Origin of the sequence: Pseudomonas sp. J380 (assembly GCF_009827115.1) — a bacterium.
Taxonomy (GTDB): Bacteria; Pseudomonadota; Gammaproteobacteria; order Pseudomonadales; family Pseudomonadaceae; genus Aquipseudomonas; species Aquipseudomonas paracarnis.
The window spans coordinates 3,326,958-3,346,016 of record NZ_CP043060.1 but is presented as its reverse complement, the minus strand read 5'-3'; the positions used below and the strand labels follow the sequence as shown (position 1 = coordinate 3,346,016).

At 61.8% G+C, this 19,059-nt stretch carries 14 protein-coding genes; 11 read left to right on the top strand and 3 right to left on the bottom strand.

The window, feature by feature from the left end:
- Positions 1–160: 160 nt before the first annotated feature.
- From FXO12_RS15265 to speA, 4 genes are all read left to right on the top strand, one after another.
- Positions 161–1,228 (top strand): DUF2333 family protein, encoded by a 1,068-nt coding sequence (locus tag FXO12_RS15265; RefSeq protein ID WP_003188197.1) that lies wholly within the window; start codon positions 161–163, stop codon positions 1,226–1,228.
- A 2-nt stretch (positions 1,229–1,230) separates the two neighbouring features.
- A complete protein-coding gene (locus tag FXO12_RS15260) occupies positions 1,231–1,767 on the top strand; it encodes an NUDIX hydrolase (protein WP_034126422.1) in 537 nt (178 codons plus the stop codon).
- 306 nt (positions 1,768–2,073) lie between these two features.
- Positions 2,074–2,445: a translation initiation factor Sui1 gene (locus tag FXO12_RS15255; RefSeq protein WP_003188201.1), complete on the top strand. Its 372-nt coding sequence runs from the start codon at positions 2,074–2,076 to the stop codon at positions 2,443–2,445.
- A 142-nt stretch (positions 2,446–2,587) separates the two neighbouring features.
- Entirely contained in the window at positions 2,588–4,501 is a 1,914-nt protein-coding gene (gene speA / locus FXO12_RS15250) for an arginine decarboxylase (protein WP_034126423.1), read from the top strand.
- Between the two features lie 80 nt (positions 4,502–4,581).
- Here the strand turns inward: speA and FXO12_RS15245 are convergent, their stop codons facing one another.
- Together FXO12_RS15245 and FXO12_RS15240 are read right to left on the bottom strand one after the other, a co-directional pair.
- Complete coding sequence (locus FXO12_RS15245) at positions 4,582–4,908, bottom strand: hypothetical protein (RefSeq protein ID WP_054896399.1); 327 nt, start codon at positions 4,906–4,908, stop codon at positions 4,582–4,584.
- Between the two features lie 100 nt (positions 4,909–5,008).
- The gene (locus FXO12_RS15240; RefSeq protein WP_057977754.1) at positions 5,009–6,355 is read right to left on the bottom strand and encodes an MATE family efflux transporter; all 1,347 of its coding nucleotides are present in this window, start codon (positions 6,353–6,355) and stop codon (positions 5,009–5,011) included.
- A 299-nt stretch (positions 6,356–6,654) separates the two neighbouring features.
- Between FXO12_RS15240 and FXO12_RS15235 the strand changes: the two genes are divergently transcribed.
- Positions 6,655–11,550 carry an alpha-2-macroglobulin gene (locus FXO12_RS15235; RefSeq protein WP_060772856.1) on the top strand — a complete coding sequence of 1,632 codons (4,896 nt, stop codon included), beginning with the start codon at positions 6,655–6,657 and terminating at the stop codon, positions 11,548–11,550.
- 123 nt (positions 11,551–11,673) lie between these two features.
- On the opposite strand, the gene FXO12_RS15230 is transcribed toward FXO12_RS15235, so the two are convergent.
- Entirely contained in the window at positions 11,674–11,967 is a 294-nt protein-coding gene (locus FXO12_RS15230) for a hypothetical protein (protein WP_003188208.1), read from the bottom strand.
- A gap of 245 nt (positions 11,968–12,212) precedes the next feature.
- On the opposite strand from FXO12_RS15230, the gene pbpC reads away from it, so the two are divergent.
- The 6 genes from pbpC to FXO12_RS15200 all read left to right on the top strand — a co-directional run bounded on the left by pbpC (position 12,213) and on the right by FXO12_RS15200 (position 19,042).
- Entirely contained in the window at positions 12,213–14,504 is a 2,292-nt protein-coding gene (gene pbpC / locus FXO12_RS15225; RefSeq protein ID WP_057977785.1) for a peptidoglycan glycosyltransferase PbpC, read from the top strand.
- Positions 14,505–14,597: 93 nt separating this feature from the next.
- Positions 14,598–14,906: a MazG-like family protein gene (locus FXO12_RS15220; RefSeq protein WP_003188211.1), complete on the top strand. Its 309-nt coding sequence runs from the start codon at positions 14,598–14,600 to the stop codon at positions 14,904–14,906.
- Positions 14,899–15,648, top strand: a complete 750-nt coding sequence (locus tag FXO12_RS15215) for a methyltransferase domain-containing protein (protein ID WP_057977750.1) — start codon at positions 14,899–14,901, stop codon at positions 15,646–15,648. The genes FXO12_RS15220 and FXO12_RS15215 overlap by 8 nt, the downstream gene beginning before the upstream one ends.
- A 23-nt stretch (positions 15,649–15,671) precedes the next feature.
- The gene (locus FXO12_RS15210) at positions 15,672–16,274 is read left to right on the top strand and encodes a DUF4136 domain-containing protein (protein ID WP_003188213.1); all 603 of its coding nucleotides are present in this window, start codon (positions 15,672–15,674) and stop codon (positions 16,272–16,274) included.
- Between the two features lie 43 nt (positions 16,275–16,317).
- Positions 16,318–16,875 carry a DUF4136 domain-containing protein gene (locus tag FXO12_RS15205; protein ID WP_034126431.1) on the top strand — a complete coding sequence of 186 codons (558 nt, stop codon included), beginning with the start codon at positions 16,318–16,320 and terminating at the stop codon, positions 16,873–16,875.
- Positions 16,876–17,098: 223 nt separating this feature from the next.
- Positions 17,099–19,042: a pilus assembly protein TadG-related protein gene (locus tag FXO12_RS15200; RefSeq protein WP_057977749.1), complete on the top strand. Its 1,944-nt coding sequence runs from the start codon at positions 17,099–17,101 to the stop codon at positions 19,040–19,042.
- Positions 19,043–19,059 lie beyond the last annotated feature (17 nt).

Here is a 19,059-nt window from a genome sequence, read left to right as displayed (position 1 = left end):
TAAATCGCGTGCATCCTTTATAGTCCAAGCGCGCTGGTGCGCCACTTTCGTGTAAAAGCCCCGCACCGATGGGCACGATGGGGTAGGGTTGTGGTCGGAATGTCTGAACGCACCCGGACAATTGACGTGCATGAACTCAAGTGATTGAAAGGATATCGCCATGCTGGACTGGAAAAACCGCGAAGGCAGTGCCAAAGGCCCCGCCCCTGAGCCCAAGTCGGCCAACCGCAGCTATTTTCGCAACCTGCTGATGAGCCGGGCGTTGCTCAGCATCATCGGCTTGTACCTGCTGGTCACCGGTGGCCTGGGTTGGTACTGGAGCCAAGAGCCGGCGCTGTTTCCGGTGCAGCAAAATGCCCAGCTTGCCGCCGAGAAGGAAGGCAAGCAGATGGTGGTGGGTTACACCACCGTCGAAACCCTCAAGACCGTGGTTGGCACCTTGCTGAACAAGCCAGGCGGCTACATCTCCAACGACCGTTTCCCGCCAGGCTTGTGGATGGACAACATGCCGAGCTGGGAATACGGCGTGCTGGTGCAGGTGCGTGACCTCACCCGTGCCCTGCGTAAAGACTTCGCCCGCTCCCAGTCGCAGTCGGCTGAAGACGCTGACTTGGCCAAGGCCGAGCCGCGCTTCAACTTCGACAACAAGAGTTGGGTGCTGCCATCCAGTGAGTCGGAATACCAGGAAGGCATCAATTCCCTGAGCCGCTACGAAGCGCGCCTGTCTGACCCGAACCAGCGCGGCGCGCTGTTTTATGCGCGTGCCGACAACCTCAACAACTGGCTGGGCGATGTGGCCACACGTTTGGGCTCGCTGTCCCAGCGTCTGTCCGCCAGCGTGGGCCGGGTCAAGTTGAACACTGCGCTGAAAACCGAGGCGCTGGCGCCGGGTGAAGTGCCGCAGGTCGATGAAGAAGTGGTGGAAACCCCATGGATGCAGATCGACAACGTGTTCTACGAAGCGCGCGGCCAGGCATGGGCGCTGTCCCATCTGCTGCGTGCCATCGAAGTCGATTTTGCCGACGTACTGGCCAAGAAAAATGCCACCGTCAGCGTGCGCCAGATCATTCGGGAGCTAGAGGCCTCGCAAGAACCGGTATGGAGTCCTATGATTCTTAACGGCAGTGGCTTCGGCGTACTGGCGAACCATTCGCTGGTGATGGCCAACTATATTTCCCGGGCAAACGCTGCAGTGATCGACTTGCGTCAGCTCCTCAACCAGGGTTGATGATGGACGCTACTCAAAAGGAGGCCGCACACCGAGCAGCCTCCGACGCTGAACTGATCTGCTGGGTCGACGAGCAGGACCACCTGCTCGGTCACCTGGTCAGGTCCGACCTGCGCCAGCGCGGCTTGATCGGCCGTTGCACGTTTATCTTCCTGTTCAATTCCAAAGGCGAGCTGTGTGTGCACCGGCGCACGCTGAGCAAAGCCCTGTACCCGGGGTTCTGGGATACGGCGGCGGGCGGGATGGTGGCGGCGGGAGAAAGCTATGCCCTGTCGGCACAGCGGGAATTGGCGGAAGAGCTGGGCGTGAGTGGCGTGGAGTTGGTCGAGCACGATCATTTTTACTTTGAAGATGGCGACAGCCGCCTGTGGTGTACGTCCTACTCTGCTGTATGGGACGGCCCACTGTGTTTGCAGCCTGAAGAGGTCATGGAAGCGCGTTTTCTATCCATTGAAACGGTGCTTGCAGAGGCCGAGCAAAAGTCTTATTGCCCGGACGCCCAAGAGGGCTTGCGGCGGTATCTCGCCTCACGTCGCTAAAGTTGTATAAATTGGCGCCATTTGGCTCTTAGCAACTTGGCCTTTTGCCGTTACACTGCGCGCCTTTTCACCCGAACCGCTATTGTTTCACCCTGTAGGAGCGAGCTTGCTCGCGAAAAACGCCAAGACACCGCGTGCTGGCTGAATGCCCGCGTTATCGTTGACGATCTTCGCGAGCAAGCTCGCTCCTACAATGGTGGTGGCCTTGACGGTTCGGTAGCGCTGCCCCTGCCTGAGTGGGGCTTCGCGGTCGGTCACCGCCTTGTGCGGCGCCGATCAGTCTTCATCCTCCCAAGAGGATTGCCGGTGGCCAAAAAAGCCGCATCCTTCGCCGCCCTTGGTGGCCTGGTATTTTCCACCGACGCAGGTCGACACTGCCCGGACTGTCGTCAGCCCGTGGATTCGTGCACCTGCAAACAGACCCTGATCCCCGAAGGCGACGGTATTGCCCGCGTGCGTCGCGAGAGCAAAGGCCGTGGCGGCAAGACGGTGACCACTATCACCGGCGTGCCCCTGGCTGAAGAAGCCCTGAAGGAATTGGCCACCTCGCTGAAAAAGCGCTGTGGCACCGGTGGCGCGTTGAAAGACGGGGTTATCGAGATTCAGGGCGATCACGTCGAGTTGCTGTTGGCCGAGCTGATCAAGCTCGGGTACAAGGCCAAGAAGTCCGGCGGCTGAAAGCCTCTTCCCAACCTGTGGCTAAACTCTGTCCTGCCAGTGGGGTCTACTTCCCTTGCAGGCAAATCGTCATTTTCATTCTTTAGACTGCGCCAGCCTCCGCGAGAGGTGGCGCCTTCGCCTTCATTAATAGGGGACTTCGATGTCCGTACGACGCACACGCAAAGACGATGGCAGCCAATGGACAGTTGCGGACAGCCGCAGTGTTTACGGGATTCGCCATTGGGGGGCCGGGTATTTCGCGATCAATGAAGCCGGTCGCGTAGAAGTCCGTCCGAACGGCCCGAACAGCACGCCCGTCGACCTGTACGAGCAAGTCGATGAGTTGCGCAAAAGCGGCCTGTCGTTGCCGCTGCTGGTGCGCTTCCCCGATATCCTGCAAGACCGCGTGCGCCAATTGACCGGTGCCTTCGATGCCAACATCGAGCGCCTGGAATACCAGAGCAAGTACACCGCGCTGTACCCGATCAAGGTGAACCAGCAGGAAGCGGTGATCGAGAACATCATTGCCACCCAGAACGTTTCCATCGGCCTGGAAGCCGGCTCCAAGCCTGAGCTGCTGGCCGTGCTGGCCCTGGCGCCGAAGGGCGGCACCATCGTCTGCAACGGTTATAAAGACCGTGAGTTCATCCGCCTGGCGCTGATGGGCCAGAAGCTCGGCCACAACGTGTTCATCGTGATCGAGAAAGAGTCCGAGGTGGGGCTGGTGATCGAAGAGGCGGCGAGCCTCAAGGTCAAGCCGCAGGTGGGCCTGCGTGTGCGCCTGTCGTCCCTGGCATCGAGCAAGTGGGCGGACACCGGTGGCGAGAAATCCAAATTCGGTCTGTCGGCAGCCCAGTTGCTGTCAGTGGTCGAGCGCTTCCGCGCAGCCGGCCTGGACCAGGGCATCCGCCTGCTGCACTTCCATATGGGCTCGCAGATTGCCAACCTGGCCGACTACCAGCACGGGTTCAAGGAAGCCATTCGTTACTACGGCGAACTGCGCAACCTCGGCCTGCCGGTGGACCACATCGACGTCGGCGGTGGCCTGGGCGTGGACTACGACGGCACGCACTCGCGCAACGCCAGTTCGATCAACTACGACATGGACGACTACGCCGGCGTGGTAGTGGGCATGCTCAAGGAATTCTGCGACGCGCAGAGCCTGCCGCACCCGAACATCTTCTCCGAAAGCGGCCGCTCCCTGACCGCTCACCACGCCATGCTGGTGGTGCAGGTGACGGACGTCGAGAAGCACAACGACGAAATCCCGACCATCGAAAACAAGGAAAGCCTGCCGGAAACCGTGCAATGGCTGGTGGACCTGCTGGGCCCGACCGACATCGAGATGGTCACCGAAACCTACTGGCGCGCCACCCACTACATGAGCGACGTGGCCACCCAGTACGCCGATGGCAAGCTGACCCTGGCCGAAAAAGCCCTGGCCGAACAGTGCTACTTCGCGGTGTGCCGTCGCCTGCACAACTCGTTGAAAGCCCGCCAGCGCTCGCACCGCCAGGTGTTGGACGAACTCAACGACAAGCTGGCCGACAAATACATCTGCAACTTCTCGGTATTCCAGAGCTTGCCGGATACGTGGGCCATCGGCCAGGTCTTGCCGATCCTGCCGCTGCACCGCCTCGACGAAGAGCCGCTGCGCCGCGCCGTGCTGCAAGACCTGACCTGCGACTCCGACGGCAAGATCAAGCAATACGTCGACGAGCAGAGCATCGAAACCAGCCTGCCGGTTCACGGCTTGAACGAAGGCGAGGACTACCTGCTGGGTATCTTCCTGGTCGGCGCCTATCAGGAAATCCTGGGCGACATGCACAACCTGTTCGGTGACACCGACTCGGTGAACATCTACCAGCGTGAAGACGGTTCGGTGTACAGCGCCGGGATCGAGACTCACGACACCATCGAAGACATGCTGCGCTATGTGCACTTGTCGCCGGAAGAGTTGATGACGCACTACCGCGACAAGTGCGCGAGCGCGAAGATCTCGGCGTCCGAGCGTACCCAGTTCCTGGATGCGTTGCGTCTTGGGTTGACTCGTTCTTCTTACTTGTCTTCTTGAGTCGTGCGGCCTCACCGGAACTGAGCGAGTGTTCGTTTAGTTCCTGTGAGGCCGGCCGCATTGGCACGACGTTGATCAAGTCACCTTACGAGCAAGCATTGCGTCACTGGGCATTTGCTCTCTGAGTGAACGTTGAGGGCTATCTGCGTTATTGTGCCCTGACTGTTGAGGCGCGACAGGAGCACCTCTTTTCCATCGATTGTCAGGTCCTTTGATTCGCCTTTGGTGATTCTGTGCTGTTCAGTCCCATGTATCACCACGAGTGTGTACTCACCGGCCATTTGGTTCTCCACCCGCAGTGTCCCGGCCGGCTGCGCTGTTGAGTTCGATGGCGCCGTGCAGCCTGCGGTAGTCAGCGTGGCGATTACCCAAAGGGTGACGATGCCTGTTTGTCGTTTGATATTCATAGCGATTTTCCTTGGCGTAAGCAGGGGAGGTTGCCCACCGCTATTCAACGCTTGAAAAATCGGCTTGTAACCTGTCAGAAGTAACAGGTAGGGGCTCGTGTCAGCGGGTATCGCTCAGCCAGCGATTCTGCGTGCTCAGCCACCAGGCAATCGCCCCCAGGATCAAGCTGCGTACCGCCATGAATAGCAAAAAAGTTATCCACAGTCCGTGGTTGCCCAAGCCCTGCAAGGCCCAGGCAATCGGCAGTACCAGCATCACCGTCAGCAACATCCCATCGCGCATTTCCCGCGCCCGCGTTGCACCGATAAACAGCCCATCGAGCAAATAACTCCACACCGCAATCAACGGCAATACCGCGAGGTAGGGCAGGTAGATAGCGGCGGTTTCGCGCACGCTGGGGATATCGGTTTGCATGGCGATGAACAGATGGCCGCCGAAGGTGAACAGCAGGGCGAAACCCACGCTGGCGATCAGCGACCAACCACAGGCAACCACCAATGACTGCCGTAACGCTTGCCGGTCACGTGCGCCGATGGCGTGGCCGCACAGAGCCTCGACCGCGTGAGCCAGGCCATCCAGGGCATGTGCCGTCAGTAACAGCCCATTGAGCAGCAAGGCATTGGCTGCAACTGTGGCATCTCCCAGCCTTGCGCCTTGCACCGTGATCATGAAAAACACCGACTGCAACGCCAGGCTGCGGATAAAAATGTCGCGGTTGACCGCCAGCAACGGGCGCCAGCTTTGCCACAATTTCAAGGCGGCCCAAGCGATATGCCCAGGATAGGCGCGCAGGGCTTTTTGCGTAAGCGCCAGGCCGAGCAGGGCGCCGGTCCACTCTGCGATCACCGAGGCTCGGGCGGAGCCGACCACGCCCCAGTCCAGCCCGAGGACGAACCATAGGTTAAGCGCGATGTTGACCAGGTTGGTGGTCAGCAAAATCGCCAATGGCGCTCGTGCATTCTGGGTGCCGAGGAACCAGCCGACCAGTGCATAACTGGCGAGAGCGGCGGGCAGGCCGAACAGGCGGGTGTGGAAAAACTCGCGGGTAAGTTGGTTCAGTTCGGGCGAGGGCTGCATCCATTCCAGGGCCAGATGGCTCAGGGGAATGCCCACGGTACCCAGTAAAATCGCCAGCCCCAGCGCCAACAGCAAGCCTTGCAACAGGATTTGCCGCAACGCTGCACCATCGTTACGCCCGGCGGCCTGGGCGGCGAACCCGGTGGAGCCCATGCGCAGGAAACCCATGGCCCAGGCGAGGAAGGTATACAGGCTGGCGCCGACAGCCACGGCACCCAGTTGGTGGGCGTGGGGCAGGTGGCCGATGACCATGCTGTCCACCAGAGCCACCAAGGGCACCGAGATATTCGACAGGATCATCGGCGCGGCCAGGGCCCAGACGCGGCGATGGGTGGGGCGGTGGCGCCAGTCGGTCAGCAGGGCGGTCATGAAGGCTCCTTGGTAGAGCGGCATTGTAACCGTCAACCCGCCACACAGCAGAACCAATGTGGGAGCTGGCTTGCCTGCGATAGCAGTGGGTCAGCCAGTGAAGATATCGGCTGAAAGACCGCTATCGCAGGCAAGCCAGCTCCCACCGTTTGATCTCCAGTGGCTGTGGGATTTGGCTTGGCTTCATGCCCACCTAGAACCAACCGCCCCTCCGTCGGTCAATGTGACCGGCGCCGCAGCAGCTTGGTCGGCGCTGATATATAGTTCACCCCTCGGTTCCCTCTGACTATGAGTGCCCCATGCTTAACAAAGGACTGTTCCTGGCCTGCGCGCTGGCCCTGCTGAGCGCTTGCGATTCTTCCGATAAACCCGCTGCACCGCCTGCGCCCACCGTGGCGGCAGCGCCGAAGCCGGTGAAAGCGGCGGTGGACGTGGCAGTGTTGAAGCAACGCTATGCCGGGCGTGAGCTGAGCGTGGTGGATGTGTCCGAGGTGCAGTTGGATGGGGCCAGCACGCTGTCGGTGAGTTTTTCCATTCCGCTGGACCCCGATCAGAAATTCGCCGACAAGCTGCACCTGGTAGACAGCAAGTCCGGCAAGGTCGATGGCGCCTGGGAACTGTCCGATAACCTGATGGAATTGCGCCTGCGCCACCTTGAACCGCAGCGCAAACTGGTGCTGACCGTGGACGCAGGGGTGAAGGCGGTCAACGGCAACACCCTCGCCGCCGAATACAGCGCCCGCCTGGAAACCCGCGACCTGCAAGCCACCGTCGGCTTCGCCAGCCGTGGCACCCTGTTGCCGACGCGCCTGGCCGAGGGCCTGCCGGTGATCGCGTTGAATGTCGACAAGATCGACGTGGAATTCTTTCGGATCAAACCCGAATCCCTGCCGTCGTTCCTGGCGCAGTGGGGGCGTAATACCAGCCTGCAAAGCTATGAGTCCCGTGAACTGCTGCCAATGGCCGAACTGGTGTACGGCGGGCGTTTCGACCTGAACCCGGCGCGCAATACCCGCGAAACCCTGTTGCTACCGATTGCCGGCCTCAAGCAGTTGCAGCAGCCGGGCGTGTACCTCGCGGTGATGCGCGCTTCGGGCACCTACAACTATTCGCAACCGGCCACCCTGTTCACCTTGAGTGATATCGGCCTGTCGGTGCACCGCTACGCCAATCGCCTGGATGTGTTTACCCAGGCCCTGGAAGGCGGCAAGGCACTCAACGGCGTCGAACTGGAAATCCTCGATGCCGAAGGCCGCGTGCTCGGCCAGGGCAAGACCGAAGACGTTGGCCACGCCGAGTTGCCGCTGCCGAAAAAAGCCCAGGTGTTACTGGCCAAGCAGGGCGAGCAAACCAGCCTGCTGCGCCTGGACAGCGCCGCGCTGGATTTGGCGGAGTTCGATATCGGCGGGCAACCGTCCCACCCGTTGCAGTTCTTTGTGTTCGGCCCGCGTGATTTGTATCGCCCCGGCGAAACCGTGCTGCTCAACGCGCTGTTGCGTGACAAGGATGGCAAGGCGGTGAAGCCTCAGCCGGTGAGCGTCGAAGTGCGGCGCCCGGATGAACAGGTGAGCCGCAAGTTCGTGTGGGAGGCCGACGCGTCGGGCCTGTATCAATACCCGTTGCAGCTGGCTGGCGAGGCGCCGACCGGGCGCTGGCAGTTGGTGTTCGACCTCGGTGACGGCAAGCCGCAACTCTATGAATTTCTCGTCGAAGACTTCCTGCCCGAACGCCTGGCGCTGGAACTCAAGGGCAGTGACACGGCGTTGAGCCCGGCGGATAACCCGGTCATCCAGGTCAACGGTCGTTACCTCTACGGCGCGCCCGCCTCCGGTAACCGCGTCAGTGGCCAGGTGTACGTGCGGCCACTGCGTGAGGCGGTCAAATCCCTGCCGGGCTACCAGTTCGGTTCCGTCACTGAAGAAGAGCTGAGCCAGGATTTCGAACTGGACGAAAGCGTACTCGACGCCAATGGCGAGCAAGCGCTGACCCTGGAAAGCAAGTGGGCCGAGGCCAAGTCGCCGTTGCAACTGATTGTGCAAGCCAGCCTGCAGGAGTCCGGCGGTCGGCCGATCACCCGGCGCCTGGTGCAGCCTATCTGGCCGGCCGAGCAATTGCCGGGCCTGCGTGGCCTGTTTGACGGCAAGGAAACCAACGGCGATGGCCCGGTGGAATTCGAAGTGCTGGTGGCCAACCAGGACGGTCAGAAACTGGCCGCGCAAGACCTCAAGGTGCGCCTGGTGCGTGAGCGCCGCGACTACTACTGGAACTACTCGGAGAATGACGGCTGGAGCTACCACTTCAACGAGAAATTCCTCAACCTCGATGAGCAGAGCCTGAACATCAAGGCGGGTGACACCGCCAAGGTCAGTTTCCAGGTGGAGTGGGGCCCTTACCGTGTGGAGGTTGAAGACCCGCACACCGGGTTGGTCAGCAGCCTGCGTTTCTGGGCCGGCTACCAGGCCCAGGACAACACCGAAGGCGGCGCCGTGCGCCCCGACCAGGTCAAGCTGGCGTTGGACAAACCCGCCTATGGCGATGGCGACACCGCCAATGTCACCGTCACGCCACCGGCTGCCGGTAAAGGCTACCTGTTGGTGGAGTCTGCCGAAGGCCCGCTGTGGTGGCAGGAAATCGACGTGCCGGCCGAAGGCAAAAGCTTTGCGGTGAAGCTCGACCCGAAATGGTCGCGCCACGATCTGTATGTGAGCGCCCTGGTGATTCGTCCCGGCGAGCGCAAAGCCAATATCACGCCTAAACGCGCCGTGGGCTTGCTGCACCTGCCGCTGGATCGCACCCAGCGCAAACTCGGCCTGACCCTCACTGCACCTGAAAAAATGCGCCCCAAACAACCGCTGACGGTGAAGATCGCCGCCAGGAACGCCGATGGCAGCGTGCCCCAACAGGTGCACGTACTGCTCGCGGCGGTGGACGTGGGCATCCTCAATATCACCGAATTCCCAACGCCCGATCCGTACGCCAGCCTGTTTGGCCGCAAAGCCTATGGCGTCGACCAATTCGACATCTACGGCCAGTTGATTGAAGCCGGCCAAGGGCGCCTGGCCAGCCTGGCATTTGGTGGCGACGCGGCGTTGGCCAAAGGCGGCAAACGCCCGGACACCAGCGTAACCATCGTCGCCCTGCAAAGCGCCCCGGTGACGCTGAACGACAAAGGCGAGGGCGAAGTCAGCGTCAATATCCCCGACTTCAACGGCGAACTGCGCCTGATGGCCCAAGCCTGGAGCGATGATCGCTACGGCATGGCCGAAGGCAAGACGGTGATCGCCGCCCCGCTGATTGCCGAGTTGTCGGCGCCGCGCTTCCTGGCCGGGGGCGACCAGACCACCCTGGCCCTGGACCTCTCAAACCTGTCGGGCAAGGCGCAGAAACTCGATGTGCAATTAACGACGCAAGGGCCGTTGGAACTGGTCAACAGCGACACGCAATCGGTTGAACTCAAGCAAGGCCAGCGCACCACCCTGCGCATTCCGGTAAAAGCCTGGGGCGGTTTCGGTCAGGGCAGGGTCAAGGTTACGGTCAATGGCCTGGACCTGCCGGGGGAAAACCTGCCGCCGTTCAGCCGTGAGTGGACCCTGGGCGTACGCCCGGCGTACCCGGCCTTGCTCAAGCATTACCGCGCCGTGATCAAGGATCAGCCGTGGAGCTTGCCGGCGGGTGCGCTGGATCAGTTCGATGCCTCGGGGCGTGAGGCGCTGTTGAGCCTGTCGAGCCGGCCGCCGTTGAACCTGGGCGCGCAGATCAGTGCGCTCAAGGCGTACCCCTATGGCTGCCTGGAACAAACCGCCAGTGGCTTGTACCCGTCGCTGTACGCCGACGACGCGCTGCTCAAGCGCCTGAGCATCAAGGGCGAGCCGGATGCCGAGCGCAAGCGCAAGATCGAGTTGGGCATCGAGCGCCTGCTGGGCATGCAGCGCTACAACGGCAGCTTCGGTTTGTGGGGCGCTGATGGCGAGGAAGAATATTGGCTGACTGCGTATGTCACCGACTTCCTGCTGCGCGCCCGCGACCAGGGTTTTGCAGTACCGCCTGAAGCCTTGAAGAAGGCCAGCGAGCGCCTGTTGCGGTATGTGCAGGAACGTAACCTGATCGAGGTGGACTACAGCGACAACGCCGAACACACCCGGTTTGCCGTACAGGCCTACGCCGGTATGGTGCTGGCGCGCAGTCAGCAGGCGCCGTTGGGTGCGTTGCGCAGTCTGTTCGAACGGCGCAGCGACGCACGCTCCGGCTTGCCGCTGGTGCAGTTGGCCATTGCCCTGCAGAAAATGGGTGACCAGCCGCGTGCGGATCAGGCGTTGTTGGCCGGGTTGGCGGCGCAGCGCAGTGCCAAGGAGTGGCTGGCCGACTACGGCAGCCCGTTGCGCGATCAGGCGATGATTCTGGCGTTGCTGGAGGAAAATGACTTGGCCAAGGGCACGCGTGAAGAGCGCCTGTTTACCTTGTCGGACCAGTTGGCGGCCAGCCCCTATCTGTCGACCCAGGAGCGCAACTCGCTGTTCCTGGCCGGGCGGCTGGGTTTCGCCCAGCCAGAATCGGCGTGGAAGGTGCTCTTGGATGGCAGCGACGGGGAGCATGAGCTGAACAACCAACAGTCGACGCTCAACCTGGAAGGCAAGCTGCTTTCCGGCAATTTGAGCCTGACCAATCAAAGCGGTGTGCCGGTCTACCAGCAACTGACAATCTCGGGTTACCCACAAGTGCCGCCTGCCCCGGGTGGCGAGAACCTGAGTATTCGCCGCGAATACCTGGGCATGAATGGCCAGCCGTTGAATCTGCGCAGCCTCAACAGCGGTGACCTGGTGCTGGTGCACCTGGCCGTCAGTGCCAAGCAACGGGTGCCGGATGCCCTGGTGGTGGACTTGCTGCCCGCCGGCCTGGAACTGGAAAACCAGAACCTGGCACAAAGCGCAGCGAGCCTGGAGAACGCCAGTAGCCAGGTCAAGGAGTGGCGCGAGTCGATGCAGAATGCCTCGCTCAAGCACCAGGAGTTCAGGGATGATCGCTATGTGGCGGCGATGAATCTGGATGGCTATGGCACCACGCACTTGTTGTACCTGGCGCGTGCGGTGACACCGGGAACCTACCGCGTGCCGCCGCCGCAGGTAGAGTCGATGTATCGGCCGAACTGGCAGGCGGTGGGCGAGACGCCGGTGGATATGGTGATCAAGGGCCGCTGAAAGACACTGTAGGAGCGAGCTTGCTCGCGAAAAACGTCAACGATAACGCGTGCTTCCTGAATCAACGCGGCGTCTGTGAGTTTTTCGCGAGCAAGCTCGCTCCTACAGGAGAGGATCGAAATATCAGTGTACGACCCAGCTCAGCAACCAAAGCCCCAGCATCAGCCAGATGATTCCCACGATAATCGAGGCCCGCATAAAGGCGCGTACCGCCGAGTACAGGAAGAGCAACCCGACGATCAGAGTGATGATGCTGATGATCGAGGTGTCCATGCCCAAGGTGCGTGACAGGCCGTCGATAAAGTTGCCGCCGGCGTGGGTCAAGGCCCCGAACAAACCGCTGAGCCCGTCGACGATAAAACGGATGACGGAACCGAGCGCCTGGCCCAACCATTCGAAAAAGCTTTCTACCTGCATGTGCGTGTCCTGATGAGAAGGTGGGCGTAACTGTGCCTTTGGTTGTCGATAACGCAGGCGAGTTCCCTGCAAGCATAGAGGTTTGCCCGTTTGAGTTTTAGTTTAATCACACCTGGATGTACTCCGCCCAATGTGGGAGCGGGCTTGCTCGCGAAGGCGGCGTGCCTGTGACATCTCTGCCAACTGACCCACCGCTTTTGCGAGCAAGCCCGCTCCCACAGTTATTGCGCTGGGCTTTGGGTTGTGTGGTGTTGGTGGTTGCCCTGCTATGGCTGGCCGATCGCATCTGGCCTTTGCCCCTGCCCCAGGACGACCTGGCCCGGGTAGTGCTGGCCGAAGATGGCACGCCGCTGTGGCGATTTGCCGATGCCAATGGCGTATGGCGCTACCCGGTACAAACCCGCGAAGTCTCACCCTATTACCTCGACGCGCTGCTCACCTATGAAGACCGCTGGTTCTACCACCACCCCGGCGTAAACCCGTTGGCGCTGGTGCGTGCGACCTGGCAAAACCTGAGCGGCGCGCGGGTGGTCTCCGGCGGCAGTACCTTGTCGATGCAAGTGGCGCGCCTGCTCGACCCGCACTCACGCACCCTGCACGGCAAGTTACGCCAGCTGTGGCGTACCGCGCAGTTGGAGTGGCACCTGTCCAAGGACGAAATCCTCAACCTATACCTGAACCGTGCGCCTTTCGGCGGCACGCTGCAGGGCGTGGCGGCGGCGAGTTGGGCGTACCTGGGCAAGTCGCCTTCACAACTGACTCACGCCGAAGCCGCGTTGCTCGCGGTATTGCCCCAGGCGCCGAGCCGTTTGCGCCCGGACCGTCATCCGCAGCGCGCGCAGCAGGCCCGGGACAAAGTGCTGCGCCGCCTGGCCGAGTTTCAGGTATGGCCGCAATCGGCGGTGGATGAAGCCTTGGAAGAACCCCTGTTGCTCGCCCCACGCCTGGAACCGAGCCTGGCGCCCTTGCTCGCACGTCGCCTGAATCGCCCCGACAGCCCGCCACTGATTCGCACCACGCTGGATGCCACCTTGCAACGCCGTCTCGAAGACCTGCTGTTGGGCTGGCGCGCACGCCTGCCGGAGCACACCTCCGCGGCCATCCTGGTGGTGGAAGAAGAAAGCATGGCGGTGCGCGCCTACCTGGGGTCGGTGGATATCAATGACACCAAGCGCTTTGGCCATGTGGACATGATCAGCGCGCTGCGTTCGCCCGGTTCCACCTTGAAGCCTTTTCTCTACGGGATGGCGTTGGATGACGGCCTGATTCACTCCGAATCGCTGTTGCAGGACGTGCCTCGGCGCTATGGCGATTACCGTCCAGGCAACTTTTCCATGGGTTTTACTGGCGCGGTGCCGGCGAGCACCGCGTTGTCCAGTTCGTTGAACCTGCCTGCGGTGCAACTGCTGGAAGCCTACGGGCCCAAGCGCTTTGCCGCACAGATGCGCATCGGTGGCATGCCGTTGGCGTTGCCGGCATTGGCCGAGCCGAACCTGGCGCTGATCCTCGGCGGTGCGGGCAGTCGTCTGGAAGATCTGGTGAGTGGTTACAGCGCCCTGGCCCGCGATGGCAAGAGCGCCAGCCTGCGGTTACAGCCGGACGATACGCTCAGGGAGCGGCCGTTGCTGTCGCCCGGCGCCGCATGGATTGTGCGGCGCATCCTCAGCGGCCAAGCGCGGCCCGACCGCGACCCGCGTGCCGAGCTGGTCCAACGGCCGGTGCTGGCATGGAAAACCGGCACCAGTTATGGCTTTCGCGATGCCTGGGCGATTGGCGTGGGCCCGCGTTACCTGATTGGCGTATGGATCGGCCGGCCCGATGGCACGCCGGTACCGGGGCAGTTCGGCCTGGCGTCGGCAGCACCATTGATGTTGCAGGTGCATGACGTGCTGACCAACCGCGACAGCCAGCGCGGCATCAGTGCGCCAGTCAAATCGGTGCCTGCCAATATCGGCGTGGCAGCGATTTGTTGGCCGCTGGGCCAGCCCATGAGCCGCAGCGACCCCAATTGCCGCCGCCAGCGTTTTGCCTGGACCCTGGACAACACCACGCCGCCGACCTTGCAGGCATTGGATCAACCCTTGAGCGTGGGCTTGATGGAAAGCATCTGGGTTAACCCCAAGGGTTTGAGGGTCGATGCCCATTGCCCTGGCGCAACCCCCAAAAACATCGCGCTGTGGCCGGCGCCGCTGGAGCCCTGGTTGCCAAGGATTGAACGCCGGGAAGCGCGCATTCCTGCGCCTGACCCGGATTGCCCTCCACCGGCGCTGGCTGCGGCGTCGCCGTTGTCCATCGTGGGCGTGCGCGAGGGCGATCAATTACGTTTGCCCGCCGCCAGTCAGCAAGCCTTGCGCCTGAACATCTCCGCCCTGGGCGGCAGTGGCCGGCGTTGGTGGTTCCTCAATGGCGCGCCGTTGGGGGACAGCGCCAATCAGGACAGCATCAACGCCAGTTTTGAACGGCTGGGGCGCTATCAGCTCAGCGTATTGGATGAAGCCGGCCAAACCGCCAGGCTCGAGTTCAGCGTTGTCGACTGATCGCTGATCGTTCCCACGCTCTGCGTGGGAACGCCGCCTGGGACGCTCCGCGTCCCGTCATGGGGTAAGCTATACCCATTCAGGAGCCCCCGCATGAACCTCGAACACCTCACCGAACGCCTGCACCGCATCCGCGATACCAACGACTGGAAGCAGTTCCACAGCCCGAAAAACCTGGCCATGGCTGCCAGCGTGGAAATGGCCGAGCTGGTGGAAATCTTCCAATGGCTCACCGAAGACCAATCCCGCCAACTGCCCGCCGATAAACTCGCCCATGCGGGCCAGGAGGTCGGCGATATTGTCCTGTACCTGCTGTTGCTGTGCAGTGAGCTGGGGCTGGATATGAACGAAGTGGTGCGCGCCAAGCTGGCCGATAGCGAACGGCGGTTTGCCCATGAGTGATCGTCATTTCGACCAGTTGGCCACGCGCTTTGCCGAAAAAATCTACGGCGGTGCCAAGGGCGCGATTCGCTTGGCGGTGCTCCAGGCCGACCTGTTAGAAACCTTGCCGCAACGCCCATTGCGCGTGCTGGATATCGGTGCAGGCCTTGGGCACATGTCGCTGTGGCTGGCCGAGCAGGGCCACGAGGTAACCCTGGCCGAACCCGCGGCGCCGATGCTTGAAGGGGCGCGTCAGCGCTTTGTTGACGCCGGCCAGACCGCGACCTTTATTCATGCACCGTGGCAGGACTTGCTCGGCCAACTCACCGAGCCTTACGATCTGGTGCTGTGTCATGCCGTGCTGGAGTGGTTGGCCGAGCCCCACGCCATCCTGCCGGTACTGCACCAACTGACGCTGCCGGGTGGCTGGTTGTCCCTGGCGTTCTACAACCGTGATGCGTTGATCTACCGCAATCTGCTCAAAGGCCACTTCCGCAAAATGCGCAAGAACGACATGGCCGGCGAAAAGCAGAGCCTGACGCCGCAACAACCCCTGGACCCACGGGAGTTGGCGGCGCAACTCGAAGGGCTGTGGCAGGTCGAAAGCCAAAGTGGCGTGCGGGTGTTCCACGACTATATGCCGGTGGAATTCCAGGCTCGCGCCAACCTGCAGGACTTGTTGGAGATGGAGCTCGCTCACCGTCGTCACCCAAGCTTTGCCGGGCTTGGGCGATATTTGCACTGGATCTGCCGCCCGGTTTAAGCGGCCCAGCGTGGGAGGTCGACATGCGTCGTCTCGGTTTAATCCTGTTGTCTCTAGGCCTTGGGGCCTGCTCGAGCCCCAATCCTTACGTGGCCAGTTCGGCACCGATGCCGCCGGCGCCCGCCCAGGCGGCCACTACCTTTGATGCCAGCGCCTACCCCGCGCCGGTGCGCGACTATGGCGCCTACCGCAGCTGGGGTTGGCTCAACGGTCAGTTGCCGGCGGGCACGGCCTGGGCCGATTCGGCACAGATTGCCGAGGCGGTCAGCGGCGCCCTCGATCAGCGCGGCTTGCGCCCCTTGCATGACAAGCGTGCGCCCGACCTGCTTGTGAGCGCCGATGTACGCCTGGAAAAACGCCTGCGCCAGGTCCAGGACGATTATGGTTACGGCTACGGCGGCTATAACCGCTATGGCAACGGTTACGGCATGTACAACAGCGTGCCCGTGGTGCGCACCTATGAAGTGACAGTGGCCGTGGCGCGTATCAGCCTGTTCGATGCGCGCACCCGCCAGCCGGTGTGGAGCACCAGTGCCGAAACCACTAGCCAGGGCAGCCTGAGCGAACGCGCCGATAGCTTGCGCAAGGCGATGCAGAAGGCAATGGCTGCCTATCCGCCCAGTTAGCAGCTATTCTCATTACATGCCCACGTTGTTTTTGGAGAACACCATGCTTCGTCGCATCGCTGCGCTTGCTGTTGTCATGTTGCTGGGCGGTTGCCAGAGCAACCAGGTCAACCACGATTTCGACGCCAGCCGAGACTTCGGCGCCTACCGCAATTGGGCCTGGAAAGACCCAGCGTTGCAGTACCGTCCCGATGACCCGAGGATCAAGAGCGACCTCACCGAGCAACGCATCCGCCAGGCCGTGGGCGAACAGCTGGATCAGCGCGGTTTGCGTCCTGCGGCGGCGGGCACCAAGGCTGACCTGAATGTACAGGCCTACCTGATCGTCGAAGACCGCCAGCAGCAAGTCACCACCAACTATGGCGGTGCCTGGGGCGGCCCGTGGAATGGTTACTGGGGCGCGCCGATGTACAACGAAACCCGCAATATCACCTACAAGGTCGCGACCATCCAGATCGACCTGCTCGACGGCAAGGACGGCAAGCTGGTGTGGCGCGGCAGCGACGAACAGATGATGGCCAGCACGCCGAACCCCGAGGAACGCAACAAAGCCATCCGCAGCACCGTGACCAAGATCCTTTCCAACTACCCCCCGCGCTGATCGCTCACTGTAGGAGCGAGCTTGCTCGCGAAAAACGTCAACGATAACGCGTACTTCCTGAATCAACGCGGCGTCTGTAGGTTTTTCGCGAGCAAGCTCGCTCCTACAGTATCAGGGCGTATCAGGGCATCTCCGCCAGTCGCCAATGTGGCGAGTTGCCAGCAACCTGCCGAAGCCTTGTCTACACTCCAGTGCAACGGAGAGTTAGCGCAGGAGTGCTTCGATGTCTCCCCGATTCGGCTCCAGACAGCGTGGTGCAATTGGCTTGATGGCGGCAGGCACTTTGGCCTTGGCCTTGGTGTTTACGTTGCTGGCGGTCGACAGCGGGCGCTTGTATTTGGAAAAGCGCAAGCTGCAATCCGTCGCCGATACCTCGGCGTTGGAGGCAGCCAGTCTCGGTGGCCAATGCGGTACCAACACCACCGCAAACGCCTATGCCACGCAAAATGCGGCGCGCAACGGTTTTGTGGTCGGTAATGGCAGCACCCTGGCGGTGACATGCGGCACCCTGGCGACCAATGCTCTGAACACCCGTGTGTTTACCGCTGATGCCACCAAGAGCGACGCTATCCGCGTGGTGGCTTCCCGCACTGTGATGACCAGCGTTGCCAATGGGCTGTGGAACCTGTTCAGTGGTGCGCCGATTACCCCGCAAATCAACTTGAGCGCCACCGCCGTCGCGGCGACACCACCGCCCGTGGCGCAGCTGTCGATCCGCAGCAGCCTGGCCAGCGTCGATTCAGGCAAATCCCCGCTGCTCAACCTGGTCATCGGCAACCTGCTCGGCGGCAACCTTTCGCTCACGGCGGCGGGTTGGAACGGCTTGCTGCAGACCAACGTCAACCTGCTCAGTTATTTGGACCAACTGGCGATTAACCTGAACGTGAAGGCCGGTGACTACGATGCCTTGCTCAGTACCGCAGTCTCGGCTACTCAACTGATCGACGCTGCTGTGAAGGTTTTGCAGAAAAACGGTGCGGCGGTCACAGCGGTCGTCAATGACGTGATTTCGATTCAAGCCATTGCGCCCAACAGCAAGCTGTTGACCGTGGGTGACCTGATTGACATCGCCACCGGCACGCCGACGGCGGCGCTGAATAGCAACGTGCAATTGTTTCAACTGTTGGAAGCGGTGGCGCAGTTGTCCAGCAGCAAGAATGCGGTGAGTGCGGCGGCGCAGGTCGCGATTCCGCTGGTGGGCAATGTGTCGATCCAGACCAAGGTCATCGAACCGCCGCAGCTGTCGGCCATTGGCAATCCTATGCTGGCCAAGAAGGGCTTGCAGAATACCCCGCCGACCGATCAGATTTTTGTACGCACCGCGCAAGTGCGCACGTTGGTGACCGTGCAGGCGCCGATCATCAAGGCGGTCTCTGGCGTGGCGTCCATATTGACGGGCCTGGGCACGCCGGTGTCCCAGGTGGTCAAGGGCTTGTTGAACCTCAACCTGCCGGCGGTGGTTGGCGGTGTGTTGTGCCTGGTGGCCTGTAATGTGGCTGACGTCGATGTCACCACATCGCTGGCCATTTACATCGAAGCCGGCAGTGCGCAAACCAATGTCACGGATTTCAATTGCGACTCGCCGGCCTCCAAATCCTTGACGGTGAAAGCCACTACGTCCCTGGCGACCCTGGCGGTCGGTACAGTGGATCCGGTGGCGGCTTTTTCTTCCTCCGCAGCAGTCGATGTGCAGCCGGTCAGGCTGATCGATTTTGGCCAGCGCTACTGTGTGGTCCTGACGCTGCTGTGCAGCCCCAACCGTACACCCAATGTGGGGGGTGGTTTGCTGTTGAAAGCCAACTCCACCATTGCCGCGCAAACCAGCACGATGGTGTTTGCGCCGGTGGCCGAGATGAATGCGCCGCCCACCTACAAGTTCGCGCCGGGCACCGCCAATATCGTCGGCAGCCTGGCGGCGACCCTTAATGGCTTGCAGGTGACTTACGCACCGCCCAGCGGCAGTGTCTCCAGTGGCGCGTTGGCTGGGGTTGCCGGGCTGTTGGCGACCATTACCACGGCGGTGGTGGGGCTGATCCAGAATGTGCTGTCACCGATTCTCGACCCTGTCGTCAACACCTTGCTCAGCGCCTTGGGCATCAACCTGGGCAATGCCGAAGTCGGTGCCAATCTCTCTTGCCATATGGGCCGGGCTTATCTGGTGATTTAGCTGACTCCCCGAGTTCC